This window comes from Ornithinimicrobium sp. CNJ-824, from assembly GCF_001942405.1.
Classification (GTDB): Bacteria; Actinomycetota; Actinomycetes; order Actinomycetales; family Dermatophilaceae; genus Ornithinicoccus; species Ornithinicoccus kibberensis.
Genome location: NZ_MKKA01000044.1, coordinates 95,467 through 112,951 on the forward strand (window position 1 = coordinate 95,467; position 17,485 = coordinate 112,951).

General features: G+C 65.0%; 11 protein-coding genes and 3 pseudogenes. 9 read left to right on the plus strand and 5 right to left on the minus strand.

Annotated elements, in window-relative coordinates; translation table 11 throughout:
- Positions 1-81: 81 nt before the first annotated feature.
- From BJF81_RS20370 to BJF81_RS18680, 4 genes and pseudogenes are all read right to left on the minus strand, one after another.
- Positions 82-357: pseudogene (locus tag BJF81_RS20370) on the minus strand (DNA/RNA helicase domain-containing protein).
- A complete protein-coding gene (locus BJF81_RS19815; RefSeq protein WP_075958583.1) occupies positions 278-970 on the minus strand; it encodes a DNA/RNA helicase domain-containing protein in 693 nt (230 codons plus the stop codon). Before BJF81_RS19815 ends, BJF81_RS20370 begins: the two are co-directional and overlap by 80 nt.
- 83 nt (positions 971-1,053) lie before the next feature.
- Positions 1,054-1,443 (minus strand): annotated as a pseudogene (locus BJF81_RS21120) (ATP-binding protein); the annotation flags it as partial.
- A 95-nt stretch (positions 1,444-1,538) separates the two neighbouring features.
- Positions 1,539-1,709, minus strand: coding sequence for a hypothetical protein (locus tag BJF81_RS18680; RefSeq protein WP_202817485.1), 171 nt, complete (start codon positions 1,707-1,709; stop codon positions 1,539-1,541).
- A 204-nt stretch (positions 1,710-1,913) separates the two neighbouring features.
- On the opposite strand from BJF81_RS18680, the gene BJF81_RS12315 reads away from it, so the two are divergent.
- The 9 genes and pseudogenes from BJF81_RS12315 to BJF81_RS12355 all read left to right on the plus strand — a co-directional run bounded on the left by BJF81_RS12315 (position 1,914) and on the right by BJF81_RS12355 (position 16,881).
- Complete coding sequence (locus BJF81_RS12315) at positions 1,914-2,102, plus strand: helix-turn-helix domain-containing protein (protein WP_075958585.1); 189 nt, start codon at positions 1,914-1,916, stop codon at positions 2,100-2,102.
- Positions 2,103-2,228: 126 nt separating this feature from the next.
- Positions 2,229-2,984, plus strand: a complete 756-nt coding sequence (locus BJF81_RS12320; RefSeq protein ID WP_075958586.1) for a hypothetical protein — start codon at positions 2,229-2,231, stop codon at positions 2,982-2,984.
- Positions 2,981-3,538 (plus strand): BREX protein BrxB domain-containing protein, encoded by a 558-nt coding sequence (locus BJF81_RS12325; RefSeq protein WP_075958587.1) that lies wholly within the window; start codon positions 2,981-2,983, stop codon positions 3,536-3,538. The genes BJF81_RS12320 and BJF81_RS12325 overlap by 4 nt, the downstream gene beginning before the upstream one ends.
- Positions 3,535-4,422: a hypothetical protein gene (locus BJF81_RS12330; protein ID WP_075958588.1), complete on the plus strand. Its 888-nt coding sequence runs from the start codon at positions 3,535-3,537 to the stop codon at positions 4,420-4,422. Before BJF81_RS12325 ends, BJF81_RS12330 begins: the two co-directional genes overlap by 4 nt.
- Positions 4,344-6,992, plus strand: coding sequence for a BREX system P-loop protein BrxC (brxC, locus tag BJF81_RS12335; protein ID WP_075958589.1), 2,649 nt, complete (start codon positions 4,344-4,346; stop codon positions 6,990-6,992). The genes BJF81_RS12330 and brxC overlap by 79 nt, the downstream gene beginning before the upstream one ends.
- Positions 6,989-10,180, plus strand: a complete 3,192-nt coding sequence (locus BJF81_RS12340) for an N-6 DNA methylase (RefSeq protein ID WP_143780830.1) — start codon at positions 6,989-6,991, stop codon at positions 10,178-10,180. The genes brxC and BJF81_RS12340 overlap by 4 nt, the downstream gene beginning before the upstream one ends.
- A 61-nt stretch (positions 10,181-10,241) precedes the next feature.
- Positions 10,242-12,509, plus strand: a pseudogene (gene pglZ, locus BJF81_RS12345) (BREX-1 system phosphatase PglZ type B); the annotation flags it as partial.
- On the plus strand, positions 12,506-14,563 hold the full coding sequence (brxL, locus tag BJF81_RS12350; RefSeq protein ID WP_202817486.1) for a protease Lon-related BREX system protein BrxL: 2,058 nt from the start codon (positions 12,506-12,508) through the stop codon (positions 14,561-14,563). The pseudogene pglZ and the gene brxL, both read left to right, overlap by 4 nt.
- 539 nt (positions 14,564-15,102) lie before the next feature.
- A complete protein-coding gene (locus BJF81_RS12355) occupies positions 15,103-16,881 on the plus strand; it encodes a DUF262 domain-containing protein (RefSeq protein WP_075958592.1) in 1,779 nt (592 codons plus the stop codon).
- 45 nt (positions 16,882-16,926) lie between these two features.
- On the opposite strand, the gene BJF81_RS19820 is transcribed toward BJF81_RS12355, so the two are convergent.
- Complete coding sequence (locus tag BJF81_RS19820; protein ID WP_237770232.1) at positions 16,927-17,358, minus strand: PD-(D/E)XK nuclease family protein; 432 nt, start codon at positions 17,356-17,358, stop codon at positions 16,927-16,929.
- Positions 17,359-17,485: the final 127 nt, after the last annotated feature.

Genomic DNA, 17,485 nt, shown 5'->3' on the forward strand with positions numbered 1-17,485 from the left:
TCACGGGGGAGGCGTGTCCTTCACTGGAAGCCTGTCGATCCGTCGGTGTGTGGTTGTGGTCATGGGCGGCTGGGCCGCCCGCTACCTGCGGAGCAGGCTCCGGAGGAAGTCCCTTGTTTGCGGATCGGTCGAGTAGATCCAGGCGCTGCGCATCCCGCGCGTCAGCAGCACCTTGTAGACGTTGCGCACCAGCCGGTCGAAGTCGCGGTCCGACACCTTCGTGCGGTTGCGCAGCACCGGGTCGCGGTTTCCCTCCCGCACGGCCCGTCACGCCCCGTCACGCCACACCAGGTCGGGCCCGAGGATGATCCCCGCGTGGTCGTACTCGAAGCCCTGCGCCGTGTAGATGCACCCCACCTGCCCGAATCCCGCAGTCCGTCGCCCACAGCGCGGCAGCCGGCGCGCCGCCGACTGAGCGGTCGCCCTTGAGGTTCCACGGCCGTGACCAGTCCCCGATCCGCACGTCCTGCACGAGCGTTCCGTCCGGCTCGGGGTCCGACCACGGCCAGCAGTAGCCGGCCGCCATACGAGCCGTGTAGCCGTCCTCCTGCCGCAGCGCCAGCACGTGCTCCAGCTCGTCGGGGGAGTCGAGGACGCCCACCTCGAAGGCAGGATCACCGCCCCACCGGATCGGGCCACCGGGCGCCAGCCCCAGCAGCCGCTCGACCCACTCGACATACAGCGCCGAACCACCGCAGCGGAACTGGTCGTCGAGATCGATCTCGTGCACGTCCATGCCCAGCGACTCGGCATACTCCGTGATCGCCTGGACCGTCCCCATCTCCCCGGGCCGCACGACCTGGTTCTGATCGAGCAGGAAGACCGGCACCAGCGCGGCGCTGAGCAGCTCGTCGAGCTGCGGGCGACCCGTCCGGTGCTCCTTGCGGGTGTAGCGCGACTCCGACGTCTCCCGGATGCGGTGCGCCTCGTCGAGGATGAGGCACTCCAGCTCGTTGGGCTCGGCCGCCATGCAACTGTTGAAGTAGCTAACATCTTGCGCACCCGCGGCGCCCGCGCGGCAGCCACCTTGCGCAGGGTCTTGGTGAACGACTGCGAGCCGGTCGCATGCATGACGGCGCGCCCCTGCCGGGACAGCTCGCCCATCACAGACAGGGCGATGACGCTCTTGCCGCTCCCCGGTCCGCCGCTGACGACGATCGCCGTCTTGGTGGTGCCCCGCCGCGCCTTCTCGACCGCGTGCAGCACCAGCTCGTAGGCGTCGCGCTGCTCGTCGAGCAGGACGAACTGCTCACGCCGCTGCACCTCGTCCGCTGCCAGTGCCAGCAGCTGCTTGGAGGGGGCGATGCGGCTGCTCAGCAGCCGGTCCGCATACCCCGCTCCGGGCACCCCGGGGGCGAAACGGCTCTTGAGGAAATCGACGAACTCACCCCGGTCCCGCCCGCTGAACATCCGCGCCGGCCTCGGGGTGTCGGGGACGGCCATGCCCCTCAGGTCTGCGATGCCCAGGCTGGTGGCGTTGTGCAGGTATGCCGTGCCGGCGAGCTCGTGCTCGTCCTCGGCCTACGTGACGAAAGAAGTTAGTGAGGTAGTGGCAGCAACCGTGGCGCCTGCTCCAGCGGGTGGTAGCCGTAGCCGCCGATCCGCACCCGCACGTCGCTGTCCTCGAAGCGCTTCGCCTCGCTCCACTGCTTGAGCTCGACGACGAGGTATGACGAACGCCCGGTCTGGGGGTGCTGCCGGCGCTGCACACCCTCGCAGGAGATCCACCCAGGTCGATGACAGATCACCGTCATCGCCAAGCAAGGCGCCCTGCCTCACGTTGACTCCCCGGCAGCCAGCCGCGCGTGGCACCCATCTCTCGGCCACACCCGGCTAAACCCAACTCAAGCCGACGTCCACCTGTATCGTCGGCAGTGCTGGCCCGGCCCGGGCCAGACCGAGGAAGGACCAACGTGGCTGAGCAGTGGCTGTCCGCAGACGACATCGCGGCCCACCTCGGGGTCACTAAAGATACCGTCTACACCTGGATCGCCGAGAAGGCCATGCCAGCCCACAAGGTCGGGCGCCTCTGGAAGTTCCAAGCCAGCGAGGTCGACGAATGGGTGCGCCGAGGCGGCGCGGCGGGAGAAGCCGCTCCGTGAAGCTCAAGTGTCGGATGCTCCTGCTGCAATGAGGCCCGCGACGGAATCCATCTCAGAGCAGAGTCAGAATTCAGCGCTCTGGACGCTTGACGCGATGTGCGTGTATGGAAGGTGAACAACCGAGAGATGACGAGTTCTCGTATCACTGGGGGTGACTTCACCCTCGGCACGTTGCGGACGACCGCAAGCCACACGATCGGCATTCCCCATCTGGTGGAGCTTCTGCGCGAGGTGCCGTCTGATGCGTCCGCCGAGCAGTACAGCGAGGCGGTAATCGAGGGCAACGTCCTTGGCCGCCCGACGCAGACCGGTCGGCAGCGGTCGTTCCGTCACCTGCGCGAGTTGTACTTCTTGGACCCGAACCGCCCGGAGTTCACCGCGATGCGGCATTACTGGGACATCGACCCCGTGTCGCATCCCCTCCTTGCGGGGTTGCTGGCCTTTACCCGCGACGAGGTGCTCCGCGCTTCCTTCGCGGCGATCGCGGATCTTCCCGCGGGATCGAGCGTGACATCAGCGAACCTCACCGCAGCGGTCGCGGCGCAGTTCGGCGACGAGATGTCCGAGTCGACTCTCGGGAAGACCGGCCGCAACACCGGTGCCTGCTGGACCCAGACGGGCCATCTGGCGGGCCGCGCCAAGAAGGTGCGCACAGAGGTGGAGGCCCGCCCGGCCGTCATCGCCTATGCGGCGTACCTCGGGCACCTCGCTGGGGGCCGTGGCCTCGGCGTCCTCGATAATCCGTGGTCGCAGATTTTGGGGCTCGCTCCCGGGCGCACCTTGGAGGCGCTGCGCGACGCGCACACCCAGGGCATCCTCGACCTCCTCGTCGCGGGCAACGTGGTTGATGTGACCTTCCCAGCTCTCGGTGGTGGCGCATGAGCCGCGTCTCTGATCTCGTCGATGCCTACAGGGCCGAGTTGACCTTGACGTGGAAGGACAACGTCTCGGGCGGCGAGCGGGTCTGGATGCTTGTCTATCCGCCGGACCTCGAACGCCAGATCCGGCACGCGCTCCCGAGTATGGAGTTGGCAACCACCCAGGCCGCTCGCGGCTGGGTCATCGTCGACGTCACCGACGACTTCGGTCGCTGGCTGTCGTCGCACCGGCACGCTGAGGCGTTCTACGAAGAGCCGAGCGACCTCACGCAGTCGATCCTCGACCAGTTTGAGATGACTCTGGTCACCCGCATTCGTGACGCGCTCAACGCGGCTCCCGGGAATGCCGTTGTGGCGCTCGTCGGCATCGGCTCGATCTTCCCGTTCTTGCGGGCATCGAGCGTGATCAAGTCTGTCGATTCCGCGGTGACGGGCCGCCTCCTCGTGCTCTTCCCCGGGCTTCACGACCCGGAGACTCATTCATTCCGCTTGCTCGACGCGCGTGACGGGTTCAACTACCGCGCTCGTGTCCTCGATCCGCAGAAGGACCTTACGTGACTACCAACAACGACCTTTTCGTCCGGCCACCGCTGAGCTTCGAGATCCCGAACGACGGTGTTACCAATGTCGACCGGCCTGAAGATTCCAACCAGTGGGATGTCCTCAAGTACGAACTGGAGAGCTTCGTTTGTGAGGGCGAGTACGAGCACGGCCTCCAGCGCATTCTCGACTCCTACATCGGGCACCGCAACCGCACGACGCAGCCTGCCGTGTGGGTCTCGGGCTTCTACGGCAGCGGGAAGTCCCACCTGGTCCGCGTTCTCCAGCACCTGTGGGCCGACACCAAGTTCCCGAACGGGGCAACCGCAAGGGGTTTGACGAATGTCCCGCAGGGCATCCAGGACCAGCTCACGGAACTGACGACGCTCGGCCGTCGGGACGGTGCCGCGCCGTGGGCGGCTGCGGGTGCGCTTGACCGTAGCGGTGACACCCTCAACTCGGTGTTCCTCTCCATCATCCTTGGGGCGGCGGGACTGCCCACCCGCGTCGCGCCCGCCCAAGTGGCTCTGTGGCTAGCGGACAACGGACACCTTGACGCCGTCCGTGACCACATCACCTCCAACGGTGGTGACCTTGTCGAAGAGCTGGGCGAGTACAACCTCAGCAAGCTTCTCGCCAACGCGGTTCTCGCCTCCGAGCCTGACTTCGCCGCATCGGCCAGGGATGTGCGTGCCGCGCTCCGCAGCCAGTTCCCGCCGGACACGCGTTCGTTCTCCACGGACGAGACGATCGTGTTGCTCAAGAAGATTCTGGAGTATGTCGGTGATGGCCAGGTTCCGCCGTCGCTGATCGTCCTCGATAGGTGCAGCAGTACATCAGCGGCGACGACGGGCGGGCGATGGAGGTGCAGAACCTTGTCGAGTCAGTGTCGCGGGAACTGAACGGCCGTGTGTTGCTCGTGGCCACCGGCCAGCAAGAGCTGACTGCCGATTCGACCCTCCAGAAGATCCAGGATCGCTTCACCGTCAAGGTTGTTCTCAAGAACCAGGACGTCGACGCCGTCGTTCGGCGTGTGCTCTTGAGCAAGGAGCCTGCAAAGAAGCCCGGTCTCGACAGCACCTTGTCCTCGGTCGCGGGGCAGATTTCCCGGCAGCTCATCGGAAGCAAGATCCAGCACACCGCGGCCGACGACAAGAATCTCGCCGAAGACTACCCGCTGCTTCCGGTGCGGCGTCGGTTCTGGGAGAGCGTGCTCCGTCAGGCCGACGCCGGCCGTGCCGGTCAGTTGCGCTCCCAGCTCCGCATCGTGCACGAAGCCAACCGCAAGGTCGCGCCGAACGCTGTGGGGACCGTGGTCGGGGCGGACTTCCTCTACTCCCAGAAGAACGAGGACCTCAACGGCGCTGGCCTGCTCCTCAAAGAGACGCAGACGCTGATCCATGAGCAGGGGGAGAAGGACTCCCTGCGCGGCCGCATCCTCGGCCTCATCCATCTCATCGGTTTGCTCCCGACATCTGGCCACGGCGACATCGGCGTGCGGGCGACTGCGGACCACCTCGTCGACCTGCTCGTCGAGAATCTCGACCATGATGGCGACCGGCTGCGGCAGCAGGTGCCCGCCGTGCTCGAAGCACTCGCCGAGGAGGGCGTCGTTCAGCAAGACGGCGAGGAATTCCGTCTGCAGACCAAGGCGGGCCGCGAGTGGGACGAGGCGTTCCGCAGGCACCATGCGCAGGTGACCGACAGCGAGATGAGCATCGAGCGCGACTCGCTGCTGCTGGGAGAGATCCGCCGAGCCCTGCCCGTGAGTATCCAGCAGGGTCGTGCGAAGGAGTCGCGCAAACTCTCTCTCCACGCTGACGCCTCACTCCCGCCCGACTCTGACGCGATCCCGGTGTGGCTCCGTTCCGAGTGGGACGAAGGGATCACGGCGAAGCAGTTCACCGAGGCCGCCCGCAGCCTCGGCGTCGACTCGCCGATCGTCCTCGTCCACCTGCCTCGCCTTCAGGCCCCGGCGTTCGCCGCAGCGGTCCGCAACAAGATCGCCGCACAGCGAGTGATGGACCAGCAAGGAATCCCCCAGGACGACGAGGGCAAGCAGGCCCGAAGCGCAATGCAGACCCGCCTCAACCGTGCGACGGAGCAGGTTAACGCCCACGTCCGTGACGTGATCTCCAAGGCCAGCGTGCTCCTCGGCGGGGGTACCCCTCCGAACGGGGTCACTCTGCGCGAGCGCATTGAACTCGGAGCCCAGGACGCCGCTACTCGCCTGTTCTCGCGGTTCTCTGACGCTGACGACGACCGCTGGCCCCAGGTAATCGCACGTGTAAGAAGCGGATCGGCGGTCGACGCCCTCAAGGCGGTTCAACACGACGCCGACCCCGAGCAGCACCGTGTCGTCAAGCAGGTGCTCGGCTATGTCGGCCCGGCTGGCACACCCGCGAGCGAGGTTGAGAAGGCCGTCACCTCGCCGCCGCTCGGCTGGCCGCGGGACGCGCTAATGGCTTCGCTCGGGGTGCTCCTCGACACCGGGGTCATCCGAGCGACGCTCAACGGCAGCGACGCGACGACGGCCGACGTGCTCAAGCAGACTCGCCTCGGCAACGTGCAGCTCCGCCGCGAGGTCACCGTCCTCAAGCCCGCCGAAAAGATTCAGGCACGGCAACTGCTGAGCAGCCTTGGGTTCCCGACCGACAACGACGGACTTGCTTCGGCCGCCGAACAGGCGGTGAAGTCGCTTGTCGACCGCGCGAAGGGCGTGAGTGGACCTGCCCCGCTCGCGGACATCACCGTGCCGAGCGGCATCCAGGTGATCGTGAGCACGTCTGGCAACGACCGCGTGCACGCCCTGCTGGCCGCGAAGAGTGAGCTCACGAACTTCAACGACCAGCTCGGGGACCTGGAACGGCGGCTCAAGATGCGGACGTCGTCGCTTGATCTGGCACGTTCGCTCGCAACGTCAGCCGCGGAGCTGGAGCCCGCGTCGGCGGCCCGCGACCGGCTTGAGACGCTGGCCGTAAGCCGCGACCTCCTCGCCGACGCCGACCCTGTCGCCCCGATCGTCAAGGACCTCGCCAGCGCACTCAGAGATGCTATCCACCGCTCGGCAGTTGCATTGCGCGATGCCCGCGCGGCGGCTACCGCAAGCCTCGAACAGCAGCCCGCATGGATGGCTCTCGACGAGGCGCAGCGCGAGGCGCTCCTGACGGAACACCGCCTCGGTGCCGAGTCCGAGCCCGACCTCGCCGATCCGTCGGCCGTTCTGAAGGCTGTTCAGACCCGGCCGCTCCAGGGATGGACTGCCGAGCTCGATGCCATCCCGCAGCGAGCCTCTCGGGTGTTGGAGGCGGCCATTCAGCTCACGACGCCTGCTGCAAAGACGACCACGGTGAGGGTCCCGACGGCGAGCTTGAGCCGTGCGGACGAGGTCGAGAGCTACATCGACGCTCTGCGAACTCAGCTCCTCGACGCCTTGAGCAGCGGCAACGACACCATCGTGGTGAGGGGTTGACCATGGCGACGGCACCGACCACGGTCCTGAACTCCGATCAGCGGCGGTTCCTCGACACCCAGACTCAGCGTGCGCGCGCGGCGGCGCAGCGTGCGGCCGAGGATGCCCTCCGCGCCCTCGCTGTCGCAGAGCCGAGCCGTCCGGGCTACCTGAATGACGAACAGAACAAGTTGCGCCTCGCGTTGCGCGACAAGGCGCGGCAGCTCGGCGACGACACGTCACGAACGGGCGTGCCGCTCACCAACCTCATTCATGACGTGGCCTACGAGCAGTGGCATCGGTTGCTGTTCGCCCGGTTTTTGGAGGTTAACGACCTCTTGCGGCACCCGCAGTACCGCGACATCCCGCTCTCCATGGAGGACTGCGGCGATCTCGCTTCCGACCTTGGCGAGCCGGACGCTTGGGCTGTTGCTGGACGGTTCGCGTCGGAGATTCTGCCCGGCGTGTTCCGCCTGACCGATCCCGCGGTGCAGGTGCGATTCGCAGCCGAACACCGCAACGCCTTGGAGCGCCTTCTCCTGGAAATACCCAGCGAGGTCTTCACGACTGAGGACGCGCTGGGTTGGGTGTATCAGTTCTGGCAGACGGCCGAGAAGAAGCGTGTCAACGACTCGGGCGTGAAGATTGGCGGGGCCGACCTCTCGCCCGTCACGCAATTGTTCACTGAGAACTACATGGTGCGGTTCTTACTGGAGAACTCACTTGGAGCGTGGTGGGTTGCCCGCCACCCTGACTCGTCGCTCCGTGACGGCTGGGAGTACCTGCGTGTCAATGAGGACGGCACGCCGGCCGCGGGCACATTTAGTGAATGGCCCGATCGCGCCAGCGATGTGACGATGATGGACCCCTGCTGCGGCTCCGGGCATTTCCTCGTCGCCATGTTCGGCATGCTCTGGCGCATGCGCGCTGAAGAGGACAGTCTCACGCCGGCCGAGGCGCAGGACGCGGTCCTGCGCGACAACCTCCACGGCCTCGAACTCGACCCACGCTGCACCCAGCTCGCGACCTTCAACGTCGCCCTCGAGGCATGGAAGCAGGGCGGTTTCCGCGAACTCCCCGCTCCGCAAATCGCGTGCTCCGGTGTACCCGTTCGCGCGGCTCGTCAGGACTGGGAGTCGCTCGCGGGCGACGATGACGATCTTCGGCGAGCTATGCGTGGCTTGCACTCACTCTTCCAGAACGCTGAGGGTTTAGGGTCTCTTATCGACCCGCGACGTGCAGAGAATGGAGACGGACTGTTCGGGCGTGATCTCACCGTCGGGGTATCTGCGGAACGAGTGCGTGGCCTACTCGCGACGGCACTCAGAGAAGAGAACCGAGACACGACCGTTCTCGGTCATGCGGCCAACGACGTCATGCACGCGGCCGACCTGCTTGGTCGGAATTACACGCTGGTCGCTACTAACCCCCCGTATCTCGGTACGCAACGGATGGACGAGGCCGCGGCCCAGTTCATCGCTGACCGGTTTCCACGATCGAGCTCGGAACTTGCCACGGCAATGCTTGAGCGGTACCTCCCAGAAGGGGCCGGCACCATCGCGGCCGTCATGCCGATGAACTGGCTCTTTCTAAAGTCTTTCAACTCACTGCGCATCTACCTACTTGACCAAGCCGGTTGGAACGCCGTCGCCCCACTTGGAAAAGGTGCATTCCAGACAATAACTGGTCAGGTCGTGCAGCCTGCATTAGTGCTGCTCTCCACGCGTCGCCCTCGAGAGATGTTGTTTGTCGATGCTCGCCAGGCGACGTCAGTCGAAGCCAAGGCGGAAGCGCTAAGGGCCGCCAAGATTGAACTGCCTGCCTTTGACCAGGTTCGGCAGAACCCGGGTTCGATTCTCGACGCAAGCGCGTTTGGGAAGAGCCTATTGTCGAACTACGCCACCAGCTGGCAAGGGCTGGTGACGATGGACACGTCCCAGTACGTATTGCGCTTCTGGGAAACCAGTGGGGACCCCGCTGTGTGGGAGCGCTACGTTACAGCGCCATCCAAAACAGGTGCCAGCACTGGACGGCAGTATTTCCTCCGCTGGGAATCTGGGCGGGGCCGGCTCCAGTCGTCGAATGCACACAACTTCAACCCTCCCTCTGTACTCGGAAAGAGGGGTGTGCTCGTGGGTCAGTCGAGCCTTCGAGTCACTCTGTACAATGGCGAGATGTTCAACGACGCTTCGGCGCCAGTAATCCCAATCAACCCTGACGACTTGGGTGCGGTATGGCAATATTTGCAGTCTTCTGAGTACGTCCAGGCGGTTCGTCGTTTGAACTCGAAGGTCGTGGTGAATCCGGGCTATCTCATCAGGGTGCCGTTCGATCGTGAGCGCTGGCGGCAGGTAGCTGAAGACGCGGGCGCCGTAATTGCGAACGCTACCGGTGACCCTACGCAATGGTCGTTCCACGGGAAAGTGGTCGGTTCTGACCATCCGCTGCAAGTTGCAGTGGCGCGACTTCTCGGATACGGATGGCCTGATCAGATAGAGGATGACTTGGATTCCCTCGTGGACCGCGATGGCGTAGCTGCATTGGTGGCTCTCCCAGGTGAGCCTGACCTCTCCACGCGACTCCGCGAAGTCCTCAGCGTTGCGTACGGCGAGGAGTGGTCGGGGGCCACTGAGAGAAGGCTGGTGGCCGATGCGGGCGGCAAGAACGGACGGCTCGAAGACTGGCTCCGCGACTCGTTCTTCGTCCAGCACGTCAAAGTGTTCGACAATCGACCGTTCCTGTGGCACATCTGGGACGGTCGCAAGGACGGGTTCTCGGCGATCGTCAATTTTCACAAGCTCAATCGGCGCACGTTAGAGAAGCTGACCTTCACTTCTCTCGGTGCGTGGATCGATCGACAAAAGCACGAGGCCCGCGCCGAGCGTGCCGGGGCCGATGCGCGTCTCGCCGCTGCTGAGGCCCTCCAGCACAGGCTCAAGCTCATTCTCGAAGGGGCACCGCCGTACGACATTTACGTGCGGTGGAAGCGCATGGCCGAGCAGCCGATCGGGTGGGAGCCCGACCGCGACGATGGCGTCCGCCTCAACATCCGACCGTTCGTAACTGCTGATCTGCTCCGGTCGAAGGTCAACGTTCACTGGAGGAGAGATCGTGGGAAGAACCCCGATGGGTCCGAACGGCACAACGATCTGCACCCCACTCTTGAAGAGCGCCGTGCTGCCAGGCGCGAGGCGGAGGCTGCTGAATGACGCTCGTCCGTGCCTTCGTCGCCAAAGCACTCCGTGACGCCGCCGCCTTCAACGCGGGCGCGAACTCGCGCCCGCCGCCGTGCTCTGGTCCGACCCCGGTTACGCCTGGGCACCCGTGATTCGCAGCCTCCAGGAGGCAGTTCCCATCCTCGTTCTCGGTGAGTACGACCCCGCAATCGCCCAAGGCCCGGCCCTCTGGCTTCGAGCTGTGCTCGCTGCGCCAGATGTAGCAGAATTGCCACCTCATCTCGCCGAGCGCGATGAGCGCAACCCGTGGGTCATCTACCTGCCCGGCATCAACCGAGGTTCCGTCGCCGAGGCCTCCACGCTCGACGACTCGCTCGCACCGCTCGCAGACATCACAATTCGCTCCAACTGGTGGCCCTCCGCCCTCGGGCAGACTCCGTGGACGCCGCACTCGTTCCTGGCATCCAAGCAGGGTGCCGGGCTCGACCTCGCCAGTGACGCCGCAACCAAGGCCGCCCTTGGGGAGGTGCTCGACAAGCTTCTTCTGGAAGACGTCGATGACTTGAAGCGCAAGGGGAGGCTCGACTCCTCTCGACTGCGGCATCTCGTCCTCAACGACCACGTCCGTACCCTCCTCGACTGGATGGACGATCCCGAAGTCACGCGCGTCTCGCTGACCGGCGTGCGGTGGAAGGCACTTATCGCTTCCTGCCAGGACACCTACGGGTTCAGCCCGGAGAAGGACGGCGCGCTCACCGCGGCAAGCAAGCTCGGAAGCCGCGCCGGAGAGTGGAACGCAGTCTGGCAGCGGTTCGCCGAGAACCCCGCGCGTTATCCGAACATCCCTGGCCTCCTCGACCAGGCCCGTCCCTCGGTCGTGCCGCTCTTCGGAGACACCGACCCCCACCCCGACTCCTGGCCCTCGTGGAACCGGGATCAGGAAGAATCGTTGCGGGCTGCCCTCGGCGCCCTTGCGACGTATCAAGACCCGCGCGGCCGGATCGTGGAACTCGCTGCCGCACATGCGATGCGGGAAGAGAACGTATGGGCCGCGCTTGGGCAGGCTCCGCTCGCACGCGCCGTCGGACACCTTGCCGAACTGGCCGATCGCGTTGCGACCGCGTCGTCCGCGTCAGACCTCAAGGCGCAGGTCAGGTGGTATGGCGATGAAGGGCACCTGATCGACGATCTTGCATTGCGGGCCATCGCGTCGGCGAAGACTGCACAAGACCGGACCGCGGTCGCAGCGGCGCTCGGGACGCTCTACGACTCCTGGGTGGACGAGTCAGCGCGGTCGTTCCAGAAGGCCGCGGTAGCTGGATACGCCGGAGAAACGGGCCTGGCCGTCGAAGCGGGTACCGCCGTCGTCTACGTCGATGCGCTGCGCTTCGACCTAGCCACACGCGTGGCTCGGCGATTGTCGCCGCTCGTCGCCACCGTTGATACGCGGCTGGCCGCATTCCCCAGCGTCACCCCGACCGGGCAGCCGGCGGTCGCTCCCATCGCGATCACCGCGGGTGGCGGCGCAGCCTTCGACGCCGCAGACGATCAAGGCCGCTCCCTCACGGGCTCAGTCCTGCGCTCGGCGCTCGCAAGTGCGAACGTCCAGTTCCTGGAATGGGACGCCGCAGACATCGGAGACCCGACCGGCAGGGCGTGGACGCAAACCAACTCGATCGACTCACTCGGCCACTCCCACGGGCATGCTCTCGCCGACCTCGTCGACCAGCAGCTCGACCTCGTCGCCGAACGCGTACGTGGGCTTATCGATGCAGGTTGGCGGAAGGTCGTCATAGTTACCGACCATGGGTTCCTCCTGCCCGGCCTAGCAGCGCAGAAGGTGACCCTGCCGTTGCAGGTCACCGAGGGTGACGCGGCCCGCAAGCCTCGTGTCGCGCGCTTGAAGGCGGCCGCGGCGCGGCCGGATTTCCCCATTCTGCCGTGGACCTGGGATTCGTCGGTCGAAATGGTGAGCGCCCCGGGAAGCGCGGCATTCGAGGCAGGCCGTCTGTACGAGCACGGCGGACTGAGTCTGCAAGAGTGTCTAGTCCCCGTCGTCACGGTCACGCCTGGTGACTCCCTCGTGGCTCCGGTGCAGATCGAGGGCGTCCGGTGGACCGGGCAGCGATGCCGCGTCGACTACGGGCCCACCGAGGCCGAAATCGTCGCTGAGATTCGGCTCCGACCTGCCGACGCGTCGAGCGTCGTGGGCGGCCCAAGGCCACCCGCCGAACCCGGTGAGGTCAAGGTGCTCGTTGATGAAGAACAGGCCCCTGCTGGGGCGACCGCCTGGGTCGTGTTGCTGGATGAGAACGGCGGGGTTCTCGCCCAGACGCAAACGACGGTGGGAGGTACCGCATGACCGAGGCAATCACGCTCGATGAGATCGACGAGACCGCGGCTTCGGCGTTCGAGGGATACGTCGTCCGCAAGGACCTCGCCCTGCAGTTCAAGGGCGCATATCCCGTTCCGACGTACGTCGGCGAGTTCCTCATCGGCCGCTATTGTGCTACGACGGACCCTGAAGAGATCGAGGAGGGGCTCCAGGTTGTGAGGCGGCTCCTCGCCGACCGCACCGTGCGGGCAGGCGAGGAGGAGTTGTTCAAGTCGCGTGCTCGTGAGCGCATGACCGTCAAGCTCATCGACCTCGTCAAGGCCCGTCTCGACGCGAAGTCGAACGCTTACGTCGCCGAGCTGCCCAGTCTTAGGCTCCGGGACGTCCGCATCGACGACGCCGTCGTCCGCGACAACGAGCGCATGCTCACCGGCGGCTTCTACGCTGAGGTCGACCTGTATTACGACGCCGCGATCGCCGACGAGAACAACGGCAAGCCCTTCGCTATCGGGTCGCTGCGGCCCATCCAACTGTCGACCCGCGATTCGCTCTCGCGGCTCGCCGAAGGTCGCTCACGATTCACGACCGAGCAGTGGAAACATCTTCTGCTTCGGTCGGTGGGCTTTGAACCCGCGCAGCTCAGCGAGCGCGAACAGGACGTGCTGCTGCTGCGCATGGTTCCCTTCGTGCAGCGGAACTTCAACATGGTCGAACTGGGTCCGCGCGGCACCGGAAAGTCGCACCTATTCCAACAGGTATCACCGTATGCGCATCTGATCTCGGGCGGTAAGGCCACGGTGGCGCGGATGTTCGTCAACAATGCGACGGGCCAGCGCGGCCTCGTCGCGCAATACGACGTTGTGTGCTTCGACGAGGTGTCCGGTGTCTCCTTCGATCAGAAGGATGGCGTCAACATCATGAAAGGTTACATGGAGTCGGGCGAGTTCTCCCGGGGGCGCGAGTCCATACGCGCCGACGGCTCGATCGTCCTTGTTGGCAACTTTGACGTGGACGTCGCTCACCAGCAGCGCATTGGGCATTTGCTGTCGCCCTTGCCGCCGGAGATGCGCGATGACACGGCGTTCATGGATCGCATTCACGCTTACCTGCCCGGCTGGGACGTCCCGAAACTCAACCCGACCTACTTCACTCACCACTTCGGGCTTGTCAGCGACTTCCTGTCTGAGTGCTGCTCGCGCCTTCGTGACCAATCGCGCCTCGCGTCGATCCAGGGGCGGGTCAACTACTCCGACGCCCTCTCAGGACGAGACCTCTCAGCCGTCAATAAGACGGTAGACGGCCTGCTGAAGCTCCTGTATCCCGACGCCGAAGGCGCGATCTCCGACGAGGACCTCGAATGGGCCGTTCAGATCGCCTTGGAATGCCGGCGTCGCGTCAAGGAGCAGCAGCGCCGCATCGGCGCGGCGGAGTTTCGCAACACCCAGTTCGGCTACCGCCTGGGGGAGGGAGTCGAACAGTTCGTCTCGACTCCCGAACTAGCAAGCCCCGACTCGATCAGCCTCGATCCGCTGCCTCCCGGCCAGGTGTGGGCAATCTCCGAGAGCAGCGACGACGTGGGTCCCGGGCTTTATCGGATCGAGGCAGCGGACACGCCCGGCTCAGGTGCACGCGGGCTGCTCAACCAGGCAGCACCCGCAACGCTGCGCGAGAGCTTCAAGGTCGCCGAACAGAACCTCATCGCCCAGGCGCGACAGCTAGTGGGTGACCGTGATCCCCGTGAGCACAACCTCACCGCCCAGATCCGCGCGCTCGACGCGGCCAAGACCGGCGCCGGCCTCGGGCTTCCGATTCTGCTGGCCCTCGCCTCCGCAATGCTTCAACGGTCGGCACGCGGTGGCCTGATCGCCGTCGGTAATCTCTCGCTGGGTGGCGGCGTCGAGACGGTTCTCAACGCTGCGCAGCTCGCGGAGCACGCCATGGAAAAGGGCGCTACGGCGCTGCTGCTGCCGGTGTCCGCGCGCCGCCAGCTCCTCGACGTCAGCGACGAGGTCGCCACGAAGGTGTCATTCATTTTCTACAGCGACGCCCAGGACGCTCTCGTGAAGGCGTTGGATGAATGAGCATGGGGTCGAAAACGGGCTCTACGTAACTGAGCGTCGGGGACGGGCGGCACGCCGCCCCCTGAGTGAGGGAGGGCCAGGGTCTGAGTTCGCGATGATCGGAGAACTTCGACTTCTCCCAAACGTTAAGGACCCTGACGGGCCTGAGCCCAGATCGTTTTACCCAGTCCTGGGCGCGAGGACGGCGCGTACTGCCTCAAGGCGACCTGGCTGTGGGCCTCGTTCGGTCTGCACGTTTCCGACGCCATTCTGGCTGCTGCCATGACTCTCGTCCTTTACCGGAGCGGGCCTCTCCAGGGCCCCCGCGCGCTTGAAGTCGAAGAGCCTCGGAGCCGGCGATAGAAGGGGATGTCTGCTATATACACGGGCTGGTCCGCCCAAGAACGAACGCGGATAGACGCGCGCCAGACCGCCTCGCGCACCTTGAGCACGATACGCTCGGCCGGGGCCGGCAGTGCGGACGTTGCCCCTCAGAGGAGACTGGGGCGATCGTCCGCGCTGGCGCCGCCAGCAATTATTGACGAGTCGAGGGGCGACCAGTGATCAAGTCAGCCAACCAGTACCCGGTCCACGCACTCTTCAGTCACGAGGCAAACGTCTTGTATCGGATCCCGCCATATCAGCGAGAGTATTCGTGGTACAAGGCGCAGTGGGAGGATCTGTTCGAGGACCTCATAGAGGCGGACGGGGCTCATTTCCTGGGGACGATCATCACGCTCGACCAGACCACGGACACGCTGGAAGGCAACATCCTCCACGTGATCGACGGTCAGCAGCGGCTCACCACCTTGACTCTTCTGCTGGCGGCGGTGTACTCCGTGCTCAAGGAGCACCAGGCGGAGCTCGACGACGACACCCGAACAGACGTGACGAACCTCGGGCGGCTGATCGTGAGGAAGGCTGACGGGCAGCCCAGGGTCACGCCGCAGAAGCAGGGGCACAACCTCCCCGACTACCGCAGGGTGCTGGAAGAGGCGGGTCTACCGATTGACGGGGAGTGGAAACCGTACTACCCGAGCCGGAGGATCGCCAAGTGTTACCGCTACTTCCGGTCGGCGATTATTAAGTTGTCGGAGACGGAAGAAGTCGCTCCTCAAGAGGCGGCTCTCCGGGTTCACGAGGCGGCGTTGCAGGCGGTCATCGTCAAGATCGAGGTCGCAAGTCACGCGGACGCTTTCGTGTTGTTTGAATCATTGAACAACCGCGGAATGCCCCTGTCGCCCGTAGATCTCATCAAGAACCACTTGCTGGCAGAGTCAGAGAAAAAGCAAGTCATGGACGTCGACGAGGCATTCAAGCACTGGAACGAGATGTTGACGAGCCTCGGAGACAACTACTCCACCCAAGAACGCTTCCTCCGGCACTACTACAATGCCTTCAAATCGGAAATGCCAGAGGTGGCGAACGCGCCGGTAGCAACGAAGTCCCGTCTGATCCGAATCTACGAGACCCTGTTGGAGGAGGACCTCACGCAGGTGGTTGACTCGTTGGTGACGGCGAGCAAGATTTATGGTCGCATCAACTGTGTGGTCGAAAGGGACCAGCCGACGTCGCTCGATCGCGCGTTTCAGCGACTATTGCGGGCTCAAGGAGCACCGTCGTACGTACTTCTCATGTGGCTCATGTCGAAGCGGTCGGGGTTAGAACTCACAGACGGCCACATCGAGACCGTCGTGCATCTGCTGACTAACTTCTTCGTTCGTCGCAACTTGACGGGGTATCCGCCGACCTACGCCCTGGCGAAGCTGTTCATGACCACCATCGAGGCAGTAGGCGACGCCCGCGGCGACGCTGTGGTGTCCGTAGTGGGCGATCGACTACGGGCGGTCTCGGCCACCGATGAAGAGTTCCGGGCACGCCTGGAGGGGAGGATCTACGAGGAGAACACCGACGTCGCGAGGTTCATCCTTGCCACGCTGGCCGAGGATGGGATGACGAAGGAGACGACGACCGACCTCTGGCTGCAGGAGAAAAACCACTTCGTCTGGACGATCGAGCACATCCTCCCCCAGGGGGAGAACCTGCCGCCCGCCTGGCAGGAGATGCTGGGCGGCAAGGAGGTTGCTGCACAAGTCCAGGAGGAGCACCGCCACAGACTCGGCAATCTCACCATTACCGCCTACAACAGTAACCTCGGCAACAAATCCTTCCTGGAGAAGCGGGACAGAAAGGATTCCAAGGATCGGTTCATCGGGTATCGAAATGGGCTCTCCCTCAATGCTGAGCTAGCCGACAGGGACTCTTGGACGACGGGCGACATCGAGAAGCGAACCAAGGCCTTAACCGCGAAGGTAATAGCCCGGTTTCCTCTAGGCTAGATCAAGCGAAAGGTAGTTCCGCCTGAATTCTTAGGGGTTGCATATTCAACGATCCAACGTCACGACGTGAGCGCCGCTTGAGGTAGCGAGCGACGCCTCCACGTCACTGCTCCCCATAGCGCTGCGGACGATCTCGGCATACGTCCGCAGTTGCGGCGCGTAGAACGCTGCCCGGGCGGGCCACGCCTCTCCGGGCACGTCGTCTGTCTTGTAGTCGACCACCACGAGCCGTCCGTCGTCCTCGCGGTAGAGGAGGTCGACGAACCCCTCCAGCACCGTGCCGTCCTCCTGCGCCGTGGCGACGTAGGACTCCCGCCAGTGCTCGCGCGCCGCTGCCCTTCGGACGACGTCGGACTGCAGCAGCGACCGAGCCAGGTCCCTGACGACGTCGGCGTGGTCGGTGACGCCCTCGGCCCAGCACTGCGCGGCCACCGCGTCCTCCAGACCGTCACCCGTGGCCAGGTCGACGCTCTGCATGACACCGTGCACCGCTCGACCGATCGCCGAGCCGTAGCGGCCCTTGACCCAGGCCGGGCGTCGACGTCCCGTGCACCCTTGGCCTTCGACCGGGTCACCTGGTCGGCCTCCTCGTGCGACACGTCCG

What these genes read in the sequence shown, in the direction of transcription:
- BJF81_RS19815 (WP_075958583.1), bottom strand. Translation starts at nt 970, where the DNA reads ATGGCGGCCGAGCCCAACGAGCTGGAGTGCCTCATCCTCGACGAGGCG.
- BJF81_RS12325 (WP_075958587.1), top strand. Translation starts at nt 2,981, where the DNA reads ATGAGCCGCGTCTCTGATCTCGTCGATGCCTACAGGGCCGAGTTGACC.
- BJF81_RS19820 (WP_237770232.1), bottom strand. Translation starts at nt 17,358, where the DNA reads ATGCAGAGCGTCGACCTGGCCACGGGTGACGGTCTGGAGGACGCGGTG.
- brxL (WP_202817486.1), top strand. Translation starts at nt 12,506, where the DNA reads ATGACCGAGGCAATCACGCTCGATGAGATCGACGAGACCGCGGCTTCG.
- BJF81_RS12320 (WP_075958586.1), top strand. Translation starts at nt 2,229, where the DNA reads ATGACGAGTTCTCGTATCACTGGGGGTGACTTCACCCTCGGCACGTTG.